The sequence below is a fragment of the Pseudomonas sp. Choline-02u-1 genome (assembly GCF_002836515.1).
In the GTDB taxonomy this organism is placed as follows: domain Bacteria; phylum Pseudomonadota; class Gammaproteobacteria; order Pseudomonadales; family Pseudomonadaceae; genus Aquipseudomonas.
The window spans coordinates 72160-92784 of sequence record NZ_PJBC01000060.1; the positions used below are offsets into that span (position 1 = coordinate 72160).

Here is a 20625-nt window from a genome sequence, read left to right on the forward strand (position 1 = left end):
CAGTGTCTCTTTATGTAGACTCAACGATCCCCAGCGCAGCCATCTTCTTGTACAGGGTCGACCGCCCCAGCCCCAACCGAGCCGCAGCTTGCGGTACTTTCCCCTCGCATTGCGCTAACGTCGATTCGATCAACTGCCGGTCAAACCGCGCCCGCGCCTGCGCAAATGTCTCGTTGAGCGGAAGTTGCCTGCCCGGCTCGACCGGTCGCTCAACCGGCGTGAACGCCCCGATCGCCCCGCGAATATCCTGCTCTGTCAGCAGCAAATCATCACTGAGCAACGCCGCCCGCTCCAGTACATTGCGCAGCTCGCGAATATTGCCCGGCCACGCATGCTGGCCCAGCAACGCCATCGCATCGCGGTGCAATTCGTGCTGGCTGCGCAGCTCTTCCAGGATCGCCTCGCTCAGCGCCGGGAGGTCATCGAGACGTTCGCGCAGCGGTGGCACCTGGATCGGCAGTACGTTGAGGCGGTAGTACAAATCGGCGCGGAACTCGCCGCGTTTGATCGCCGCCTGCAGATCCGTCGAGGTTGCCGCGATCACCCGCACATCGCTCTGAATCACTTCGTTGGAGCCGACCGGTTCGAACTCCTTTTCCTGCAGCACCCGCAGCAGTTTGCTTTGCAGCGGCAGCGGCATGTCGCCGATCTCGTCGAGAAACAGCGTGCCGCCCTGAGCAATCTGCAGCTTGCCGGTGCGTCCCTTGCGATCGGCGCCGGTAAAAGCACCGGGTGCCGTGCCAAAGAACTCGGCCTCCAGCAGCGCCTCGGGAATCGCCGCGCTGTTGATGCTGACGAAGGCCTTGTGCGCGCGGGGCGAAGCGCTGTGAATCGCTTGCGCGAGCAGCTCCTTGCCAGCGCCCGTTTCCCCCAGCAGCAATACCGGCGAATCAGCGCTGGCACTGCGCCGGGCGCGGCGTTTGACTTCCAGGCTGGCAGCGCTGGTACCGATGAAATGGGCGAAGTTGTATTTGGTCTGTCGCGCACGCAGCAGCGAGCGGGTCGAGGCCAGTTCTTCCTGCATGCTCAGGTAACGCTTGAGCATCGGCGACAGCGTGCGCAGCTCGTCGAACAGGGCAAAACCGATGGCGCCGATCACGCTGCCGGCGTCGTCGTGAATGGGCAGACGCATCACCACCAGCGGTTCCTTCGGCGTGTCCTGCATGTCCAGCAGAATGGGCCGACCGGTACGCACCACCTCACGCAGCAAGCTACCGGGGATCACGCTTTCGCAAGGTTTGCCGATCGCGCCTGCTGCTGAGGCAAGACCAAAGCGCCGGGCGTAGCGTTCGTTCATCCAGACGATATTTGCGTCGCGGTCGACAATCACCGTGCCCTCGCTGGATTGCTCGATGATCTCGAACAGCGAACGGATCGCCAGGGTGCGCACCCGTTGGTAGTCCTTGAGGCTTTCGGTGGTGTTCATGAAAATTGATCCTGATGTGTGTCGCCAGTGCCGGCCCCTTCGCGAGCTAGCCTGCTCGCGAAGGGGCCGCTGTGCCGAGGCTAGCGCCGATTATGCCTACCCCGGATGTGCTGCCGCCAACAGCTCTTGAGTGTAGGGATGCTGCGGGTTGTCAAACACGTCATGACTGGCGCCACGCTCGACGACCTGACCGTCCTTGATCACGATCATGTCATGGGCGAGGGCGCGCACTACCGCCAGATCGTGGCTGATGAACAGGTAAGTCAAGCCGTGTTTCTCCTGCAGGTCACGCAGCAGCGCAACCACCTGTTTCTGCACGGTGCGGTCGAGCGCGGAAGTCGGTTCATCGAGCAGAATCAGCGCGGGTTTCAGCACCAGCGCCCGGGCGATGGCGATGCGCTGACGCTGGCCACCGGAGAATTCATGCGGATAACGATGGCGACTCTCGGGGTCCAGGCCGACTTCCTTGAGTACGCGAATCACTTGCTCTTCGCATTCGTCAGCCGTCGACTCGCCGTGGACTTCCAGGCCTTCACTGATGATCTGCGCCACCGACATGCGCGGGCTGAGGCTGCCGAACGGGTCCTGAAACACCACCTGCATCTGACGCCGCCACGGCCGCAGTTGCTTTTGATCAAGACTGTCGAGCGCTTCGCCCTGAAAGCGAATGCTGCCTTCGGAGTCGAGCAAGCGCAGGATCGCCTGACCCAGTGTTGACTTGCCCGAACCGGACTCGCCAACGATCCCCAGGGTCTTGCCACGCTGAATACTCAAGCTGACCCCATCGACCGCGCGCAAATATTGCTTGCGCTGGAGCAGTCCGCCACCGACCTGGAAATCAACGCGCAGGTCAGCCACTTCCAGCACGTTTTCACGTTCGTCACGGGGCAGGGCTTCACCTTCCGGTTCCGCGTTCAACAACACGCAGCTGTAAGGGTGTTTCGGCTCGGTGAACAGGGTTTCGCAGGGTGCCTGCTCGACGATCTCACCAGCCTTCATCACACACACGCGTTGCGCGATGCTGCGCACCAGATTGAGATCGTGACTGATCAGCAGCAGCGACATGCCGAGTCGCTGTTGCAGGGACTTGAGCAGCACAAGGATCTTGCGTTGCACGGTGACATCCAGCGCCGTGGTCGGCTCGTCGGCGATCAACAGCTCCGGCTCACACGCCAACGCCATGGCGATCATCACCCGTTGTCGTTGGCCGCCGGACAGTTGATGCGGATAGGCTTTCAACCGTTCCCCGGGCTTCTGAATGCCGACCAGCCCGAGCAGTTCGAGAATGCGCTGCTGCGCTTGTTTGCCGCCGAGGCCACGGTGCAGCAACAGGGTTTCGCCGATCTGCTTTTCGATGGTGTGCAGCGGATTGAGCGAAGTCATCGGCTCCTGAAAGATCATGGCGATGCGATTGCCGCGCAGTTCTCGCAAGACCTTCGGATCAGCACCGAGCAGTTCCTGGCCGCGATAGCGAACGCTGCCACGGGTTTGCGCCTCGCTCTCAGGCAGCAACTGCAGGATCGAATGCGCGGTCACCGATTTCCCCGAACCCGATTCGCCGACCAGTGCCAGGCACTCACCGGGGCGGATATCCAGGCACAGGTCACGCACCACAGTCTGGCCATGGAAAGCGACATTGAGGTTGCGGATTTCGATCAGATTTTCAGTCATGGTCACGCTTCAGGATCGAGGGTCAAAAGCGTCACGTAACGCTTCACCGATGAATACCAGCAAGGAAAGGATCAGCGCGAGGGTGAAGAACGCGGTCAACCCCAGCCATGGCGCTTGCAGGTTCTGCTTGCCCTGACCGATCAACTCGCCCAGCGAAGCGCTGCCGGCCGGCATGCCAAATCCCAGGAAGTCCAGCGCGGTCAGCGTCGAAATGGCCCCGGTCAAAATGAACGGCAGGTAGCTCAGCGTCGCATTCATTGCGTTGGGCAGGATGTGCCGGAAGATCACCTTGCGGTCAGTCAGGCCCAAGGCGCGTGCGGCTTTGACGTATTCCAGATTGCGCCCGCGCAGAAATTCGGCGCGCACCACGTCCACCAGCGCCAACCAGGAAAACAGCGCCATGATCCCCAGCAGCCACCAGAAATTCGGCTCGACGAAACCGGAGAGGATGATCAGCAGATACAGCACCGGCAGCCCTGACCAGACTTCCAGCACGCGCTGTCCGAGCAAATCGACCCAGCCACCGTAATAGCCCTGCAACGCGCCGGCGGCGATACCGATCAGCGCGCTGACAAAGGTCAGCATCAGGGCAAACAGTATCGAGACCCTCGCACCGAAAATGACCCGCGCCAGTACATCGCGCGCCTGATCGTCGGTGCCCAGCCAGTTGACTGAGGTCGGAGGGCTCGGTGCGGGTTTGTCCAGATCGTAGTTGGGCGTGTCGTCGCTGAAGGGTATCGGCGGGAACAGCAACCAGCCGCCGTCCTTGCGGATCAGATTCTGCACATACTCGCTGCGATAATCAGCCTGGAACGGCAATTGCCCGCCGAACTCCTGTTCGGTGTGACGCTTGAATACCGGGAAGTACCACTGGTCCTGATAGCTGACCACCAGCGGTTTGTCGTTGGCAATCAACTCGCCACCCAACGTCAGCATGAACAGACCGATGAACAGCCACAGCGACCACCAGCCGCGCCGGTTTTTCTTGAACCGCTCGAAACGGCGTCGACCCAAAGGCGAGAGCTTGAACATCAGGCATTCCTCGCGGCGAAGTCGATACGCGGGTCGACGAGGGTGTAGCAGAGGTCGCCGATGAGTTTTATCAGCAGGCCGAACAGCGTGAAGATGAACAGCGAGCCGAACACCACTGGGTAGTCCCGCGACACCGCGGCTTCGTAGCTCATGCGTCCGAGGCCATCGAGCGAGAAGATCACTTCGATCAGCAGCGAGCCGGCAAAGAACACACTGATGAAAGCCTGAGGTATCCCCGAAACCACCAACAGCATGGCGTTGCGAAACACGTGTCCGTACAGCACGCGGCGTTCGCTCAAGCCTTTGGCGCGGGCCGTTACTACGTACTGTCGGGTGATTTCATTGAGGAACGAGTTTTTCGTCAGGATCGTCAGGGTCGCGAAGCCACCGATCACCAATGCAGTGACGGGCAACACCAGATGCCAGAAATAGTCGGCGATCTTGCCCAGTGTCGACAGCGATTCGAAATTGTCCGAGACCAGCCCGCGCACCGGAAACCAGTCAAGCGACGTGCCGCCGGCAAACACCACGATCAGGAACATCGCAAACAGAAACGCGGGCATGGCGTAACCGATGATGATGGCCGTGCTGCTCCAGATGTCGAAATGGCTGCCGTGGTGCACAGCCTTGCGGATGCCCAGCGGGATCGACACCAGATAAGTGATCAGCGTCGCCCACAGCCCGAGGGAAATGGTCACCGGCATCTTTTCCAGAATCAGGTCAGTGACCGTTGCACCACGAAAGAAGCTCTTGCCGAAATCCAGCTGCGCGTAATTCTTCAGCATCAGCCACAGCCGTTCGTGGGCCGGCTTGTCGAAGCCGTACTGTTTTTCGATGTCTTTGATCAGTTGCGGGTCCAGGCCCCGGCTGGCCCGCGAAGCGTTACTTGACGTCTCGCTGGCGCCACCGCCGACACTGGCGCCGCCGATCCCTTGCAGATGGGCGATGGCTTGTTCCACTGGCCCGCCGGGCGCGGCCTGAACGATCACGAAATTGACCAGCAGGATAATCACCAGCGTCGGAATGATCAGCAGCAGCCGCCGCAGTGTGTAACCCCACATCAGTGCGGTCCTCCGGGTCTGCTGCGACTGATTTTCTCAGCGGTCATTTGTTGATTGGTCAGCGGCGTTCGACTGATTTCCCACCAGCTCTCGATGGCTTCGTCATTGCTTGCCTGCACCGTGGGGATGCCGAAGCGATTCCACCACACGGTCGAGGTGCCCGGCGGGTAATAATTGGGAATCCAGTAGTAATTCCATTGCAGCACCCGGTCCAGCGCATGGGCGTAATGCAACATGTCCGACTGGGTCGAGGCGCGGATCAGTCCGTTTATCAAGGTATCGACCGCCGGGTTTTTCAACACCATGTAGTTGTTCGCGCCCGGGTCATTGGCCGCTGCCGAGCCGAAATAGTTGAGCAACTCGCCGCCCGGAGAAGTGGTAACGGGATAGCCGGTGACGATCATGTCGTAGTCGCGACTCATCAGGCGATTGACGTATTGCGAGGCGTCGATGCGACGGATATTCAGCTCGATGCCGATCTGCTTCAGCGTGCGCTTGTATGGCAACAGCAGGCGGTCCATGCCGTTCTGGCTGACCAGAAAAGTGAAGCTCAGCGGCTCGCCGGCGCTGTTGACCAATTGGTCACCATCCGGTTTCCAGCCGGCCTGCTCGAGCAGTTGCAGGGCTTGCAACTGCTTGTCACGGATGATGCCGCTGCCGTCGGTCTTCGGCGCCTCGAAGACTTTACTGAACACTTCCTCAGGCACCTGACCGCGCAGCGGTTCAAGGATTTTCAATTCCTGCGCATCGGGCAACTGCCGGGCGGCGAGATCGGTGTTGGAAAAGTAACTTTGCTGGCGGATATAAACGTTGCGCATCATCTGCCGGTTGCTCCATTCGAAATCCCAGAGCATCGCCAGTGCCTGGCGTACCCGGCGGTCCTGGAATATCGGCTTTTGCAGATTGAACACGAAACCCTGGGCCGACTGCGGCGCTTCAGTGGCCAGGTGGGCTTTTTGCAAGCGGCCATCGCTGAGGGCGGGGCTGTCATAGCCGATCGAGTAGCCGGTCGCGGAGAACTCCCGGTTGTAGTCGTAGGCGCCGCCACGCAGCACCTGACGCGCGACGTCGGTGTCGCCGAAGTACTCGATGCTGAAATGATCGAAGTTATACAAGCCGCGACTGACCGGCAGATCCTTGCCCCACCAGTCGCCATTGCGTTCGAAAGTGATGCTGCGCCCGGAATCGACCTTGCCAACCCGGTACGGTCCGCTGCCCAGCGGCGGTTCATAACCACCGCCGCTGGCGAAATCGCGGCTCTTCCACCAGTGTTCGGGGAACACCGGCAGGGTCGCGATATCCAGCGGCAACGTGCGGTTTTCGTTGCTTTTGAAGTCAAAGCGCACGGTCAGCGGGGCCTCGACCTCGACGCCTTTGACGTCGGCGAACTGCGTGCGATAACGCAGGCTGCCCTGGGTCATCAGCAAGTTGAAGGTGTAGCGAACGTCTTCGGCAGTAATCGGTTTGCCATCGGCAAAGCGTGCCTTGGGATTGATAAAGAAACGCAGCGACAGGCCGTCGTCCGAACGTTCCATCTTCTGCGCGACCAGACCATAGACGGTGTAAGGCTCGTCCAGCGAGCGCTGCGCCAATGGCGAATACAGCATGCCGTCGATCTGCGTTACGCCGATGCCTTTGTCTATATAAGGCAGCAAATGGTCGAAGTGACCGATTTCGATCGCCGATCGACGCATTGTTCCGCCCTTTGGCGCTTGCGGATTGGTGTAGTCGAAGTGGCTGAAACCGGCGGGGTACCTGGCCGGTTCGCCGTAGACGGTCAGTGCGTGTTGCGGCGCAGCGGTCACACCTGCGGCACCCGTGAGCAGGGCGAGGGCGGTGAGCATCAGTGTGGGAAAAACCAGTCGCATCGTCAGCCTTGGAACGGAAATCGATAAGCGCAAGTTGTACGCGAGCGGCGCGCCACTCGCCAGCCGTATGTTTTACTGAAACACAACGGCCCACCAGAAGGCGGGCCGTTGTCAGCAATCGGACGAGGAATCAGTCCTGACGGCTGGTGACTTCCAGAAGGTGATAACCGAACTGGGTCTTTACCGGGCCTTGCACGACGTTGATCGGCGCGCTGAAGACCACGGTGTCGAATTCCTTGACCATCTGGCCAGGGCCGAACGAACCCAGATCACCACCCTGACGGCTGGATGGGCAGGTGGAGTTGGTTTTGGCGACTTCGGCGAAATCGGCACCGGCTTCGATCTGAGCCTTGAGTTCGTTGCACTTGTCTTCGCTGGAAACCAGGATGTGGCGGGCAGTGGCTTTAGCCATGGGGAATTCTCCGAACTGTTTCAATAAAAGGTGGAGCCTACCGGAATCAGTGGGCGAATTCTCGGCAAAGTTCCATTGTGAGTTGCTGACTCCATTCAAAGATCCGCCGCACGCAGGCGCCGGGCATGCTCGACGTACAGCTCGATCGGATCCGCTGAAGACGGGTTGATGCCCGCGCTGCGTCGCAGGCTGGCCAGATGATCCATCGGATAATCGGAGCGGATCACTTGGCCGAGATGGCTGCTGAAGCGTCCGACGAAACCGTCATTCTGCTGGGCTTCGGTGGTGAAATATTGCGACAGCACCCGGCAGATGGCTTCAACCGGATCCAACGCAGGCAGCTTGGATTGCGCTACAACCCCGCTCCACGAGTAATAACGCACGCCGTTGACTTGCTCAGGGCCGTGGCCGCCCCAGGTTTGTGGCAATCCCTGCGGAAACTTGTCGTTGAATTGACCGACGCCGAGGGTCGTCAGCGCGTTGAGTGCGGCCAACGCATTTTGCGGCAGTGCCACGTTGCCACTGAGCAGCGATAACAGATCAGCAAATTGCGTCGCCACGTTTTGTGCGACGGCTTCGGGAAGCTTGCCTGGGATCAAAGCCTTGCGCAGGAAGTCGGCAAGCTCCGAACCGTGGTTCGGGCCACTGACGGAGGTGACTGAAGCGACGACGTCTGGTGCAAGCGCCGCCGCATAGCGCGCAGCGAGTGCGCCCTGACTGTGTCCTATGAGGTTGACTTTCTTCGCACCTGTGCCTCGCAGCACACAGGCAATCTGAGACAGCAATTGCTCACCCCTTGTTTCATTATCGTGGGTGGCCGAAAGGTGTGGAACAAACAAACGACATCCGGACGCTTTGAGTGCGGTCTTGACGTCATGGAACAGCTCGAAATGACCGATACGCTCGAACCCGAACAGACCGTGGATCAACAGGATTGGATAACGAGTTGTAGCATTCCGTTGCATGTTCTTACCTTTTTCGTAGAAGTTCATGGGGAAATCACCGAGCCACTCTAAAACACTCATCTCGTTGAAGAAGTACGAAGAGGCTTCACGTTGCGTTTGAAAAGGGATTAATAGGCGTACGAAATTTCCTAGAGCTGTGAAATCCGAATCGGAAGTTCGCTGGGTCGTTTGTCGTCATAACAGTGTGAACTCCCCATTTGCCTACCTTGCGAGTAGCGGTTACGCCGTCGTCGCGGTGCATTCGGCTGACATCCGGAACATTCAAAGAAGTGCTCAATGTAGGCGTCAGTGTCGTCATTCAGGACGGCACGTTGTCCAGGGAGTGGAGACGAAAATGAATAGCCATGAAGTCGAGTTTTGCTGGCGGATACGACAGCTCGCGGTTACCGAAGCGTCTGTCGAGCCTCTGGTTGCGCCGATGATTGACGGGTTGGAGGGCAGCGTGCTGGAGCCTTCGCTGGTCAGGGCCGTCGTTCGCATTTCTCCTTACGCCAACATGAGCAGTGGCGATCAGCTCGTTCTGTACTGGGAGGGGCTGGATATCGAAGGCTTTGCGTATCAATACGAAAGTGTTCGATTCATCAGCCAGGCCCAGGTTGGCAAAGACGTTATCTTCGTCATCAAGGGCATGCATATAGCTGCGCTGGAGGGTGGCTCGCTTGAGGTTTACTGCACGCTCCAAACCGCGCTCGCACCCAAGGCAGTCGAATCAGCACGCCTGCAACTGTCGGTGGGCGATGTCCGTACGCAACTGTTGGCGCCGCTTATAGAAAACTCGGTAAACGGAGCGCTGGATCCGCCACGAGTGGTCGAGGGCACCCTGGTGACCCTGCAGCCTTACGCGAGAATGTCGGCGGGCGACCGGGTAATGTTGTCGTGGCACGGAGACACCTCACCCGAGATCTTTACCGACTCGTTGAACGTGGAGGCCTACGCCGTCGCGCAAAGCCTGTCATTCTGGGTGCCGGGCAGTTACATCGAAGCGCATCGTGGTGGCGAGGTGGTTGTCGCCTACCGTGTCGAACCACGCTCTGGAACGGTTCGAATTTCGGAACCTGCGACGATTTACATCGGGCCGACCGTGCGTGGGCAACTGGCTGCGCCGGATGTCGTTGAGGCGGTTGAAAACGTGTTGTCAGTAAAGGATTCGGTTGACGGCGTTTCCATCCTCATCGAAGAAGCGCACGTGCAGGAGCAGGAACTGGTCTATCTCAAGTGTGACGGTGAGTTCTTCAGTCACCGGGATGATCTTGAAATCACCCGGGAGATGGCCGGGCAGCCGGTGAGTTTCATTGTTCCCCATCGGTTCTGGCGTGAGCACCACGGCACGACGGTGGAGATCGGCTACACGATTGAGCGACTGGATGACGTCAGTCAACTTTCGGCGGTAAGACGCATCAGCGTAGAGGCATAGCCTTTTAGAATCAGCCCTCCACGCCCTGTATGAGCGGGAGGGCGGCATGTGCTCAGTTTCTGACGTGAGCCAGGCGCCGCGCGGCGTCTGTCAGCAACTGTTCGGTAGCGCCGAAGCCGAGACAGCCATCGGTGATCGATACACCGTAGCGTAGAGACGAGCTCAGCGACTGACAGCCTTCGAACAGGTGAGACTCCAGCATCATGCCAATCAGCGAATGGTTGCCTCGCAAACGTTGTTCGAGCACATCGTTGAACACCGCTGGCTGACGCAGTGGATCCTTGCCGCTGTTGGCATGGCTGCAGTCGACCATGATCCGGTTGGGGATCTTTAGTCGGCTGAGTTCGGCGCTGATTTTGGCTACGCTGGTTGCATCGTGGTTTGGCCCTTGATGACCACCGCGCAGCACGATGTGTGTGTCCGCGTTGCCGGCAGTCTGCACAATCGCCGGATGCCCTTGGCTGTCCACGCCGAAGTGCCGATGAGGGTGGGCTGCCGAGCGCATGGCGTCGACAGCAACGGCGGCGCCGCCATCGGTGCCGTTCTTGAAGCCCACCGGCATGTTCAAGCCACTGGCCATTTCGCGGTGGATTTGCGATTCGGTGGTGCGGGCGCCAATGGCCACCCAGCTCAAAAGGTCATCGAAGTAATTGGCAGCCATGGGTTGTAGCAGTTCGGTGGCGATCGGTAGTCCGAGCTGGATCATTTGCAGCATCAATTCGCGGGAAAGCGTGAGGCCGGCAGCCATGTCGTCAGTGCCGTCCAGATGCGGATCGTAGGCCAGGCCTTTCCAGCCCACTGTCGTACGAGGCTTTTCGACGTAGGCGCGCATGACCAGCAGCATTTCACTGCTCACATCCTCGGCCAGGTGCGCGAGTTTGCTGGCATATTCGAGTGCCGATTGCGGATCATGGATGGAGCAGGGGCCAACGATGACCAGCAGGCGTGGGTCTTGACCGTTGAGGATGGCGCGCACCGCCTGGCGATGGGCATTGACTTGCTGAAGCAGGGAATGACCGAGCGGTAATTGCTGTTTGAGCTGCAGCGAGCTGGGCAGACGCAGGGTCAACGCTTCGTTGGCAGAATCGAGGGTGGACAGCGGCAAAGCGGAAGCGGAGGAGTTCATATTCGTTCTTCCTGGGCGGATGGCGGGTATTTCCCGCTCGCTCGGCCCTACTGGGGTGTTCGACAAATGGCCGTACTGGCTGGGCGCGTATGTTTGCCACCTGTAGGTGACCGATCGGAGGCGGCAGGCTGTCCCGAGCGGAAGCTGGTAAATCGCCAGGCGCTAAAGCTGTCGTAACGGTAATAAGTGGCGTAGTTCATGATGTATTCCTCAAAGTGTGGTGTGATGCTGAAAGTTGTGGGCCTGAAAAAACAAAACCCCCGGTCGGGAGGCCGACCGGGGGTTGAGAAATCTCTGGTAGGCGACCCGTTATCATGGGCGCCGTTTGGGTATCAGGCGCGCCAGTGGCTAAACCAATACCCAAAATAAAAAGTGGCAGGAGCGCAGGTTTCATTCACCCGGACAGCCGCAACCGAGCGCAGGGCGCTGGCGATGCAAGACTGTGAAGGGGCGTTGAACATGGTCTGTCTCCGTTGAATGCGCCGAGCTTACTCGACGCTGATACGCGTCAGCAATCAGAAAATGCTATTGCCTGCTGCCCGAAACGACTATCAGTGGCAAACCAGACGGGTGAATCGCATTTTACGGTTACGGAGAAAACCGAATGATCTACTGGATTCGCCATGCCACGGTCGACGATCTGGCTTTTGCGCGGGATCTGACCTGTCGCAACATGCTGCGCTATTACATCGATCATGATCTGCTGTGGCAGGACGAGGCGTTTGACGCAGGCTGGCAGTCTCGTGAAAACTGGATAGTCCTGCAGGGTGAAACGCCAATCGGCTTTTTCAGTCTGAGCCAGGATGCACGGGCGCTATACATACGCGAACTGCAAATTGCTCAGGCCTGGCATGGGCGGGGTGCCGGTTCCTGGTGCATAGACCAGGTTATCGAGATGGCTCGTCAGGCAAGACGACCCGCACTCAGGCTGACCGTGTTCGAGAACAACCCGGCGCAAGAACTGTATGCACGCAAAGGGCTGCACAGAGTGGGCAGGGACGAGTGTTTCATCAGGATGCAGCTTGATTTGAGTACAGCTGTGCGCTGAAACCCACGGCCGGCAAGCCCTGAATGATGAATTGAAACTTTTTAAATGCGGCTTTCCGCTAGGTGTGTCTGGCACTTTTTGCTAAGGTGTCCGGCATCCCAATAAGACCATATCGCGAGGTGTCTGCTTGATTAGGGTGCTAGTGGTCGACGACCATGATCTCGTTCGCACAGGCATTACACGGATGCTGGCCGATATTGATGGCCTGCAGGTGGTAGGGCAGGCCGAGTCAGGTGAAGAGTCCCTGATCAAAGCCCGTGAGTTGAAGCCTGACGTAGTGCTCATGGACGTCAAGATGCCCGGCATCGGCGGCCTCGAAGCCACACGGAAATTGCTGCGCAGCCACCCGGACATCAAGGTGGTTGCCGTTACGGTGTGCGAAGAAGACCCTTTCCCGACGCGCTTGCTGCAGGCAGGGGCCGCCGGTTATCTGACCAAGGGCGCAGGTCTGCCGGAAATGGTGCAGGCCATTCGATTGGTCTTCGCCGGGCAGCGTTATATCAGTCCGCAAATCGCCCAGCAGTTGGCGATCAAATCATTCCAGCCGACCAATGATTCGCCGTTCGATGCTTTGTCGGAACGGGAAATCCAGATCGCGTTGATGATCGTCGGCTGTCAGAAGGTCCAGATCATTTCCGACAAATTGTGCCTGTCGCCGAAAACCGTGAACACCTACCGCTACCGCATTTTCGAAAAGCTTTCGATCAGCAGCGACGTCGAGTTGACACTGCTCGCGGTACGGCACGGCATGGTGGATGCCAGCGCCTGACCATGACCGAGACATTCGATTCCAGTGCTTTCCTGTCGACCGTGAGCGGTCGGCCGGGCGTCTATCGCATGTTCGACAGCGAGGCGCGCCTGCTGTACGTGGGCAAAGCGAAAAACCTGAAGAAGCGCCTGGCCAGCTATTTCCGCAAGACCGGCCTGGCGCCGAAGACCGCCGCACTGGTCGGGCGTATCGCTCAGGTTGAGACAACCATCACCGCCAACGAAACCGAAGCGCTGTTGCTTGAACAGACGCTGATCAAGGAATGGCGACCGCCTTACAACATCCTGCTGCGCGACGATAAATCCTATCCGTACGTGTTTTTGTCAGACGGGCAGTTTCCGCGCCTGAGCATCCATCGCGGTGCAAAAAAGGCCAAGGGCAAATATTTTGGCCCGTATCCGAGTGCCGGTGCTATCCGCGAAAGCCTGAGCATCCTGCAAAAAACCTTTTTCGTCCGTCAGTGCGAAGACAGTTATTACAAAAACCGCACTCGTCCATGCCTGCAATACCAGATCAAACGTTGCAAGGCGCCGTGTGTGGGTTTGGTCGAGCCGGACGTCTATGCCGAAGACGTGCGTCACTCGGTGATGTTCCTTGAGGGGCGCAGTCATGCGTTGACCAACGAGTTGTCCACCGCGATGGAAGAGGCGGCGATCAACCTCGAATTCGAACGCGCCGCCGAATTGCGCGACCAGATTGCCTTGCTGCGCCGGGTGCAGGACCAGCAGAGCATGGAAGGCGGAACCGGTGATATCGACGTCATTGCCGCATTCGTCAACCCTGGCGGTGCCTGCGTGCACCTGATCAGCGTTCGCGGCGGCCGAGTGCTGGGCAGCAAGAATTTCTTCCCTCAGGTCGGTATCGAGGAGGACGTCTCCGAAGTCATGGCGGCGTTCCTCGGCCAGTACTACATCAGCAGCCCTGAACGCGATCTGCCGAGCGAGTTGATCGTCAACGTGGTTCATGAAGATTTTCCTGCGCTGATCGAAGGCATCCATACCTTGCGCGGTCGCGAGTTGGCGATCAGCCATCGGGTACGTGGTACCCGTGCGCGCTGGCAACAACTGGCCGTAACCAACGCCGAGCAAGCGTTGGGCGCGCGTCTGGCCAACCGTCAGCACACTGCCGCGCGGTTCGATGCACTGGCCGAGGTGCTGAATCTGGATGAGCCGCCCCAACGTCTGGAATGCTATGACATCAGTCATTCCAGCGGCGAGGCGACGGTTGCGTCCTGTGTGGTGTTCGGGCCGGAAGGCGCGATCAAGTCGGATTACCGCCGTTACAACATCGAAGGCGTCACTGCGGGCGACGATTATGCGGCCATGCATCAGGCACTCACGCGACGCTTCAGCAAGCTCAAGGACGGGGAGGGCAAGCTGCCGGACATCCTTTTGGTGGACGGGGGCAAAGGGCAATTGTCTATGGCCCGTGACGTGCTCAACGAACTGGCAGTGCCGGATCTGATACTTTTGGGCGTAGCCAAGGGCGCCACCCGCAAGGCTGGGTTCGAAACGTTGTATCTGAATGATGCAGCGCACGAGTTCACTTTGCGCGGCGACTCGCCCGCATTGCACCTTATTCAGCAGATTCGTGATGAGGCACACCGCTTCGCGATTACGGGACATCGCGCCCGTCGCGGCAAGACTCGCCGAACCTCGACCCTGGAAGGTGTCGCAGGGGTAGGGCCGACACGCCGACGTGACCTGTTGAAACATTTTGGTGGATTGCAGGAGCTGTCTCGTGCAAGCATCGAAGAGATCGCCAAAGCCCCGGGGATCAGTAAAAAGCTCGCAGAGTCGATTTATGCGAACCTGCATAGTGAGTAGAATGCCCCTTCACCTCGTAGCCAGTTGTGCCGATGAATATCCCTAATCTGATTACCGTTCTCCGCGTCCTGCTCATCCCGATCTTCATTCTGCTGTTTTATTTGCCTTACCAGTGGAGTTACATGGCTTCTGCCTCGGTGTTTGCCTTCGCGGCCGCAACCGACTGGCTCGATGGTTATCTGGCGCGCCGACTGGAACAAAGCACACCCTTCGGTGCGTTTCTCGATCCGGTCGCCGACAAGCTGATGGTTGCAGTTGCTCTGGTCTTGCTGGTGCAGGAACACGGCAACCTCTGGCTCACGCTGCCCGCAGCGGTGATCATTGGTCGCGAGATCGTGATTTCGGCACTGCGCGAATGGATGGCCGAACTCGGCGCCCGGGCACAGGTTGCAGTGTCCAATCTGGGCAAATGGAAAACCGCTGCGCAAATGCTCGCACTGGTCATACTTCTGGCCCATCCAAAGGCTTTCAACTTCTGGGTCGTGCTCGGTTATACGCTGCTGATCGTATCGGCAGGGCTGACGCTGTGGTCGATGGTTCAATACCTCCGCGCCGCATGGCCGCACCTGAAGACGGATGTCGAAAAGAAATAAAAGTTTTTTGAATCAAGGGGTTGACGGGGCTTCTTAATTCTATAGAATGCGCCACACCAAGCGGGAATAGCTCAGTTGGTAGAGCACGACCTTGCCAAGGTCGGGGTCGCGAGTTCGAGTCTCGTTTCCCGCTCCAATTTGTACAGTGTTTGTTGTTGCGCTACTGACAGCGAATACTTTGAGGCCGAGTAGCAAAATGGTTATGCAGTGGATTGCAAATCCACCTACGCCGGTTCGATTCCGACCTCGGCCTCCACTATCAAAAACCCCGTAGATCAATGATTTACGGGGTTTTTTGTTGTCTTCGAAAAAGAGTGGAATTGCGCATCCTTCAAAAAGATCACTCAGCCACGCACGCTCCTGTCTTTATATGGCTGGCGCCTTCCACTGTCAGATTCGAGAAAAAGATACAGCCGATAAGCCGTGCGAACAGCGTCAGTGTCTCTGCCAGGTCAGGGTTATCAAACAGAACAGACCTCGAATCAAGAGCACAAAGCGCGCCCCACAGTCGTCCGTCCGGCAGGAAAACCGGAGCGCCGGCGTAGCTTTCAATTGAATATTGCTTCACTACGGGACGCGACGAAAGTCTTCCGTCCTGGCTGATTTGTGGAAGGAAGAGGGCTTGAGGATCCCTGCGAAACTCACTGCAAAGCGTAGTCTCCAGATCCAGCGTGTCGCCGACATTTATCCCCAGTTCGATCGGATCGTAGGCCGAACAGACTATCCATTCGGTTTCTGTGAATTTTGCGATGCCAGCGAAGCGCGTGCCGGTCAACCGGGTGACGAGCTGCAAAATATTGGTGGTCGCTTCGATTTCGGCGATTGCCGAGCGCTCCTCGGGGCTCAAAGACGCTTTGAGAACGGTGTCACTCATTTGCATTCGGTTAAATCTCCTGATTGCTTGTACATCCCTGAGCTGAGCTCTGGTGACGTTTAGTGGAAGTCAGCGCCTGTGAGGCGGGATGCGGTGTAAAAACGGTAAGCGGGTTACATGCAGTCGCTGATTCCGGCGTCATCGTTTAGCGTAGACACCCCGGCGAGTCATGGGTTGCTTCTTCATGATCGCCAGCGCAGAAAAATCTCTGGCCCGTACAGTGAATGTAGTGGTAACCTTTTGATCTTGTTGGGTTTTAGCTTCGGTTTCGAGTTTGGCTAGCGCGTTTTTTATCAAGCTTCAGCCTCAACTTCAAACACGCTACATAGCACAATGATTTAAATGGCTTTTTAGCTCTCATGGCCAGCAAGATTTAGTCTCCAAATCTGCCACTGCGAACTTGCTTCACCGGGATGTGATGTATATATTCCCCGCTCGGCTTTTCAAGCGGTCATCCTGTCTGGATCGCAACCGCAACGCTGAACCAATCAACACCGCGCTACCGCCCGAATGGCGAAACTGGTAGACGCATGGGACTTAAAATCCCCCGCTCGTAAGGGCGTGCCGGTTCGATTCCGGCTTCGGGCACCATCTTTCAACAAAGGCCTGCTAGCGAAAGCTACGCAGGCCTTTGTTCGTTTACGCTTCGCTATTTTGGCTTTTGCCGCGTCGATCAACGACGCAACCCGCCGGGCGGTCGCTGATCAGCTGTCACCGCGCTGCGCTACCCATTCGCCACTAATCGCATCCACCATGGCCGGATGCTCTTCCGCTGCCACGCGCAAATCCTCGGTGACCCGCAATTCCGCACCCGTAGGCGAAAAGGTGGCTGCCGCCGTGAACGGTGCGGGATTGGCCGGCACCGGGCGTTTGCCCCGGCGCCAGAAGAAAAAGCTGACCATGCACAGGTTGACCACTGCAAATACCCAGAACAGGCCGTTGGCGCCGAACGAGCTCATCACCGGCGAGATCATCATCGGGCTGATGGCCGAGCCCAGCGAGTTGATCAGCAGCAAACCCTGAATCATTGGTACGAGTGTTTCGGCGGGGGCGCGGTCTGCTGCGTGGCTGACGGCAACCGGATACAGCGCGAACACGCCGCCACCGAGCAGAAACAACATCACCGCGAGCATTGTCATGGAAAGCGGCATCAGCACAATCACCAGCGATAACACGGTGCACGCAACCGCCAACAGAGTGAGCACCTGCACGCGATCCGTGCGGTCGGACCAGCGTCCGACCGGGTACTGCAGCAACATCGCGCCGAGAATCGTCCAGGCCATCATGCTGCCGACTTCACCGACGTCCAGCCCGCTGCGTTGCAGATACAACGGCAACAACGTGTAAATCGCCGCGATGGTCAGCCCCGAGCCGAAACAGCCGACCAGCCCGGTCGGCGTCACGCCCAGCAATTGTCGTGGCTTGAGCGGCTCGACGTGATCGAGCAGCGGCGACACCCGTGGCAGGATCACGATCGGCAGTACCGACAACGCAGCGAGCATGCCGGCAACCATGAACGGCGCGCTGTCGCTCATGCCCGTGATGGTTCCCAACGTCGCCTGTCCGAGTACGCCGGCGCCATAGAGGACGATCATGTACAGCGCGAGCAAACGCCCGCGAATTTTTTCGTCACCTGCCAAGAGCAGCCAGCTTTCGATCACCAGAAACACACCGACCGTGGCCCAGCCGTTGATCAGGCGCAGAATCAGCCAGCCCCAAGTGTCATAGAACAGACCCTGCAGCAAAATCGTCACCGCTATCAGCGAGGCAAAGCTGCCGTAGGCCCGAATGTGGCCGATGCGCAGAATCAGCCGGTCATTGAACACCGCGCCGAGCGTCAGGCCCATGAAATAGGCCGACGAAACAATCCCGATCATCGTTGCCGAGGTACCGGCGGCGTCCAGGCGAAGGGTGGTCAGGGAGGAAAGAAAACCATTGCCCAAAGCAATAATGAACAGCCCGAGCAGGGGCGCCAGCGCCATGGCCAGCAAACGCGGAGACATAAAAACCTCAAGAAATAGAACAGCGCAACGTGCGCCTCTGCGCATGCGGTTGCCAGGCTGGAACAGGTGTTGTGAAAATGTCTGCCGATCGGGCAGGGCGGTTGCGTCGGACAAGGTCCGCCTTGCAGTTCCGCCTCCCTGACGAGACGCGCGATAGCAAGAGCGCGCGGGATTCTAAGGCTTGCGCAGGATTTGCCAATAGCTGAAAGCTGCGACGTTAGGACGCAGGCTGTTCCGACATGAGGCTGAAGACCAATCATCAAGCTCAGCTCCAACAAGGGCCTGCCAGCGAAAGCTGACCCAGGCCCTTGCTCATTGCAGCCCTAGGTATGTGAAATCAACAAATCACTGATGATGCAAATCGAGCCATCCTCAGGCGGGGTGGCGTCGGTGTAATCGATCTGGTTGTAGACCCCGCCGTGGAAGTTGAACACCTGCGAATTCCAGGTTGAATCGAGCTGCAAGTCGCCTGATGTCCCTACTACGCCGTTGTAGTCGACCGTGACTCGGGCGACGCCGGCAGAGTTCGCGCGAATGGTCACCTTGAACTTTGCGCCCAGCGGCACGCCCTTGAGCACCGTAGTGTTGACTGGCGTGGCCTGGTTGAAGCTCTGGCGGAAGCCCATGGTGATGTTGCCTTTCTGCCAGAACACTTTGATCACCGGGCCGTCGTCGTTTTTCACGTGCATCTGTGAGATGACGACCTTTTGCGCTGAACTGACCTTGGTCACGGTCATCTCTTGATCGTTGAGGTGGTCAGCGGCGCTGGCCAGCGACCAATAGAAGGATTCCTTCCATTCGCAGCGGGTTCGGTGGGTGCTCTTGCTCGAGGCGCCTTTGGTCGGCGCGGACAGTTGCAGTGACCCGTCCGGCAGCACCGTGACGATGCTGGGGAACTGCGCGATCGCCTCGGCGCCGTTGAGCTCCAGTGCCACCGGATTGGTCGCCGAGACGGGAACCGGAGTGGAGAGGGTGAGATTGCTGATGTTTACGGCCATGGTTTCTACTCCTGACGATAAAAATCATTCTCGCTGCAAGCCTCAGGTCATTCCCGAGCCGCACATTTGCCTGCGCGGGTTTTCACCACCTCTCGGGCTCAGCAGCATGGCGACGCAAGCGACCGCCGCAAAAATACACAGGGCAACGATCACATCAGCAGCTTCCAGCACTGCACCGAACATCGGCGTGCCAGCGGTCTGACCGAGTGCGAGCACCAGAAACGGAATGCCCAGCCCCAGATCCGGGCGATCCGGGAACAACCGGATCCCTTGCAACAGATAAACGCCTGAAGAAACAATGTAGGCCGCGCCAAACAGGCCCATCGCAGCGAGGCCGTAAATGGCACCCGCGCCAGTGGCGGCAAGTCCCAGCGTGCCGACGGCGATCCCGGCGAGCGCCAGGTGCTGCATTCGTGCGACACCAAACCGGCCGGTCAGCACACCGGTTGCGCAGCCACTGATGCCCGCCGCGCCCAACACAATCCACGCCCAGGCCATCGACTGATCAGAGAACCCAGCCTCGCTACGCAGAATGTCGGCGCCGAACGTCCAGACCGCCGTGCTCGCCAACCCCATCAGAAAAGCACTGGCGCACAACGGCATAACGCCCGGTCGACGCAACATTGCCAGAGAAAAGTGTTGCGCAACGTCATGCTCGACCCGACGCGGTACCGCAAACCAAAGCCAGGCCGTCACGCCAACGCCGATCAATCCGAACAGCGCATAAAGTGGCCGCCATTGCCCGGCCGCCAATATTGCCGCCAAGCCTGAAAAAACGATCCCGGCCGCCGTCCCTGCATTGATAAAACCATTAGCACGCGGCCGGTCCGCGTCATCAAGACGCGCCGCCACCGCGCTGGCCAATGGCGGCGAGGTCAAACCTGTGCTCAATCCCGCCAGCGCTACGCCGCAGCCCAACGCCAGTGCGGACGACGCGATCACGAGCAACCCCATCCCTAGCGTAGCCGCGGCGCCGGCCACGACCGTCAACCCGCGTGGGCTGACTTTGTGACTGCAGACAAACGTCGCCACGATCCCCACGCAATAAGTCGCGAACGCGCTGCCGCCGATCCAGCCGGCAGCGGTCACGCTGAGCGCCAGATCCTGACGAATCTGCGGCAGCAGCAATCCGTAGGCGAAGCGCGCCAGACCATAAGACAACGCCGTCAGCGCGAAGGCCGCCGCAACAAGGTTGATGCCACGTTTCACGAGCGCTTGGGCCCCGTAGTCACGCGGCTTTCAAGATCGGTCATTTGGCAGCAGACGCGCTTTTCTTGCGGGTTTTGGTCGCAGGAACAGCGGTTGCAGCCTTGGCTTTTTTGCGGGGTGCCGGTGGCGCGACGCTGCTGGCCACCGAGCCGGGCAAGCCATCGGAGTCAAACGCATCCAGCTCGGCACGCGCCTGCAACCAATGCTCGAAATCATTACCGTGGGGCCGTCCCTGCTCTTCCCAGAGGCGATAGGCGATTTTTCGGATGGTTTCCTCGTCCATTACGTTGTCTCCTGCTGAAAAAAAAGACTGCTTCGAAAGCGCAAGTG

General features: G+C 58.8%; 18 protein-coding genes and 3 tRNA genes. 8 read left to right on the forward strand and 13 right to left on the reverse strand.

Annotated elements, in window-relative coordinates; genetic code table 11:
* Positions 1-10 precede the first annotated feature (10 nt).
* The 7 genes from CXF97_RS16655 to CXF97_RS16685 all read right to left on the reverse strand — a co-directional run bounded on the left by CXF97_RS16655 (position 11) and on the right by CXF97_RS16685 (position 8435).
* On the reverse strand, positions 11-1426 hold the full coding sequence (locus CXF97_RS16655; RefSeq protein ID WP_101159430.1) for a sigma-54-dependent Fis family transcriptional regulator: 1416 nt from the start codon (positions 1424-1426) through the stop codon (positions 11-13).
* Between the two features lie 96 nt (positions 1427-1522).
* Positions 1523-3097: an ABC transporter ATP-binding protein gene (locus CXF97_RS16660; protein ID WP_101159431.1), complete on the reverse strand. Its 1575-nt coding sequence runs from the start codon at positions 3095-3097 to the stop codon at positions 1523-1525.
* 9 nt (positions 3098-3106) lie between these two features.
* Positions 3107-4129, reverse strand: coding sequence for an ABC transporter permease (locus CXF97_RS16665; protein ID WP_101159432.1), 1023 nt, complete (start codon positions 4127-4129; stop codon positions 3107-3109).
* Positions 4129-5190 carry a microcin C ABC transporter permease YejB gene (locus CXF97_RS16670; RefSeq protein ID WP_101159433.1) on the reverse strand — a complete coding sequence of 354 codons (1062 nt, stop codon included), beginning with the start codon at positions 5188-5190 and terminating at the stop codon, positions 4129-4131. The genes CXF97_RS16665 and CXF97_RS16670 overlap by 1 nt, the downstream gene beginning before the upstream one ends.
* Positions 5190-7058 (reverse strand): extracellular solute-binding protein, encoded by a 1869-nt coding sequence (locus CXF97_RS16675; RefSeq protein ID WP_101159434.1) that lies wholly within the window; start codon positions 7056-7058, stop codon positions 5190-5192. Before CXF97_RS16675 ends, CXF97_RS16670 begins: the two co-directional genes overlap by 1 nt.
* A 130-nt stretch (positions 7059-7188) precedes the next feature.
* Positions 7189-7470 (reverse strand): peptidylprolyl isomerase, encoded by a 282-nt coding sequence (locus CXF97_RS16680; RefSeq protein ID WP_042610373.1) that lies wholly within the window; start codon positions 7468-7470, stop codon positions 7189-7191.
* Positions 7471-7565: 95 nt separating this feature from the next.
* Positions 7566-8435: a triacylglycerol lipase gene (locus CXF97_RS16685; protein ID WP_101159607.1), complete on the reverse strand. Its 870-nt coding sequence runs from the start codon at positions 8433-8435 to the stop codon at positions 7566-7568.
* 334 nt (positions 8436-8769) lie between these two features.
* Between CXF97_RS16685 and CXF97_RS16690 the strand changes: the two genes are divergently transcribed.
* A complete protein-coding gene (locus tag CXF97_RS16690; RefSeq protein ID WP_101159435.1) occupies positions 8770-9849 on the forward strand; it encodes a hypothetical protein in 1080 nt (359 codons plus the stop codon).
* 52 nt (positions 9850-9901) lie between these two features.
* Here the strand turns inward: CXF97_RS16690 and CXF97_RS16695 are convergent, their stop codons facing one another.
* A complete protein-coding gene (locus tag CXF97_RS16695; RefSeq protein WP_101159436.1) occupies positions 9902-10975 on the reverse strand; it encodes a 3-deoxy-7-phosphoheptulonate synthase in 1074 nt (357 codons plus the stop codon).
* Positions 10976-11579: 604 nt separating this feature from the next.
* Here CXF97_RS16695 and CXF97_RS16700 point away from each other — a divergent pair.
* The 6 genes from CXF97_RS16700 to CXF97_RS16725 all read left to right on the forward strand — a co-directional run bounded on the left by CXF97_RS16700 (position 11580) and on the right by CXF97_RS16725 (position 15467).
* Positions 11580-12023 carry an N-acetyltransferase gene (locus CXF97_RS16700; RefSeq protein WP_101159437.1) on the forward strand — a complete coding sequence of 148 codons (444 nt, stop codon included), beginning with the start codon at positions 11580-11582 and terminating at the stop codon, positions 12021-12023.
* A gap of 127 nt (positions 12024-12150) precedes the next feature.
* The gene (gene uvrY, locus CXF97_RS16705) at positions 12151-12792 is read left to right on the forward strand and encodes a UvrY/SirA/GacA family response regulator transcription factor (protein ID WP_024012761.1); all 642 of its coding nucleotides are present in this window, start codon (positions 12151-12153) and stop codon (positions 12790-12792) included.
* Positions 12793-12794: 2 nt separating this feature from the next.
* The gene (uvrC, locus tag CXF97_RS16710) at positions 12795-14618 is read left to right on the forward strand and encodes an excinuclease ABC subunit UvrC (protein ID WP_024012762.1); all 1824 of its coding nucleotides are present in this window, start codon (positions 12795-12797) and stop codon (positions 14616-14618) included.
* A 32-nt stretch (positions 14619-14650) separates the two neighbouring features.
* Complete coding sequence (gene pgsA / locus CXF97_RS16715; RefSeq protein WP_101159438.1) at positions 14651-15211, forward strand: CDP-diacylglycerol--glycerol-3-phosphate 3-phosphatidyltransferase; 561 nt, start codon at positions 14651-14653, stop codon at positions 15209-15211.
* A 60-nt stretch (positions 15212-15271) separates the two neighbouring features.
* A tRNA-Gly gene (locus tag CXF97_RS16720) sits at positions 15272-15347 on the forward strand.
* 46 nt (positions 15348-15393) lie between these two features.
* Positions 15394-15467: transfer RNA gene (locus CXF97_RS16725), tRNA-Cys, on the forward strand.
* A gap of 84 nt (positions 15468-15551) precedes the next feature.
* Here the strand turns inward: CXF97_RS16725 and CXF97_RS16730 are convergent.
* Entirely contained in the window at positions 15552-16085 is a 534-nt protein-coding gene (locus tag CXF97_RS16730) for a GAF domain-containing protein (protein WP_178081207.1), read from the reverse strand.
* Between the two features lie 504 nt (positions 16086-16589).
* On the opposite strand from CXF97_RS16730, the gene CXF97_RS16735 reads away from it, so the two are divergent.
* Positions 16590-16676, forward strand: a tRNA-Leu gene (locus CXF97_RS16735).
* 113 nt (positions 16677-16789) lie between these two features.
* Here CXF97_RS16735 and CXF97_RS16740 read toward each other — a convergent pair.
* The 4 genes from CXF97_RS16740 to CXF97_RS16755 form a co-directional block, all read right to left on the reverse strand.
* Entirely contained in the window at positions 16790-18133 is a 1344-nt protein-coding gene (locus tag CXF97_RS16740; RefSeq protein WP_371918390.1) for an MFS transporter, read from the reverse strand.
* 278 nt (positions 18134-18411) lie between these two features.
* A complete protein-coding gene (locus tag CXF97_RS16745; protein ID WP_101159441.1) occupies positions 18412-19086 on the reverse strand; it encodes a polysaccharide lyase family 7 protein in 675 nt (224 codons plus the stop codon).
* 42 nt (positions 19087-19128) lie between these two features.
* Positions 19129-20295 carry an MFS transporter gene (locus tag CXF97_RS16750; protein ID WP_101159442.1) on the reverse strand — a complete coding sequence of 389 codons (1167 nt, stop codon included), beginning with the start codon at positions 20293-20295 and terminating at the stop codon, positions 19129-19131.
* A 40-nt stretch (positions 20296-20335) separates the two neighbouring features.
* Positions 20336-20578: a DUF2934 domain-containing protein gene (locus CXF97_RS16755; RefSeq protein WP_101159443.1), complete on the reverse strand. Its 243-nt coding sequence runs from the start codon at positions 20576-20578 to the stop codon at positions 20336-20338.
* Positions 20579-20625: the final 47 nt, after the last annotated feature.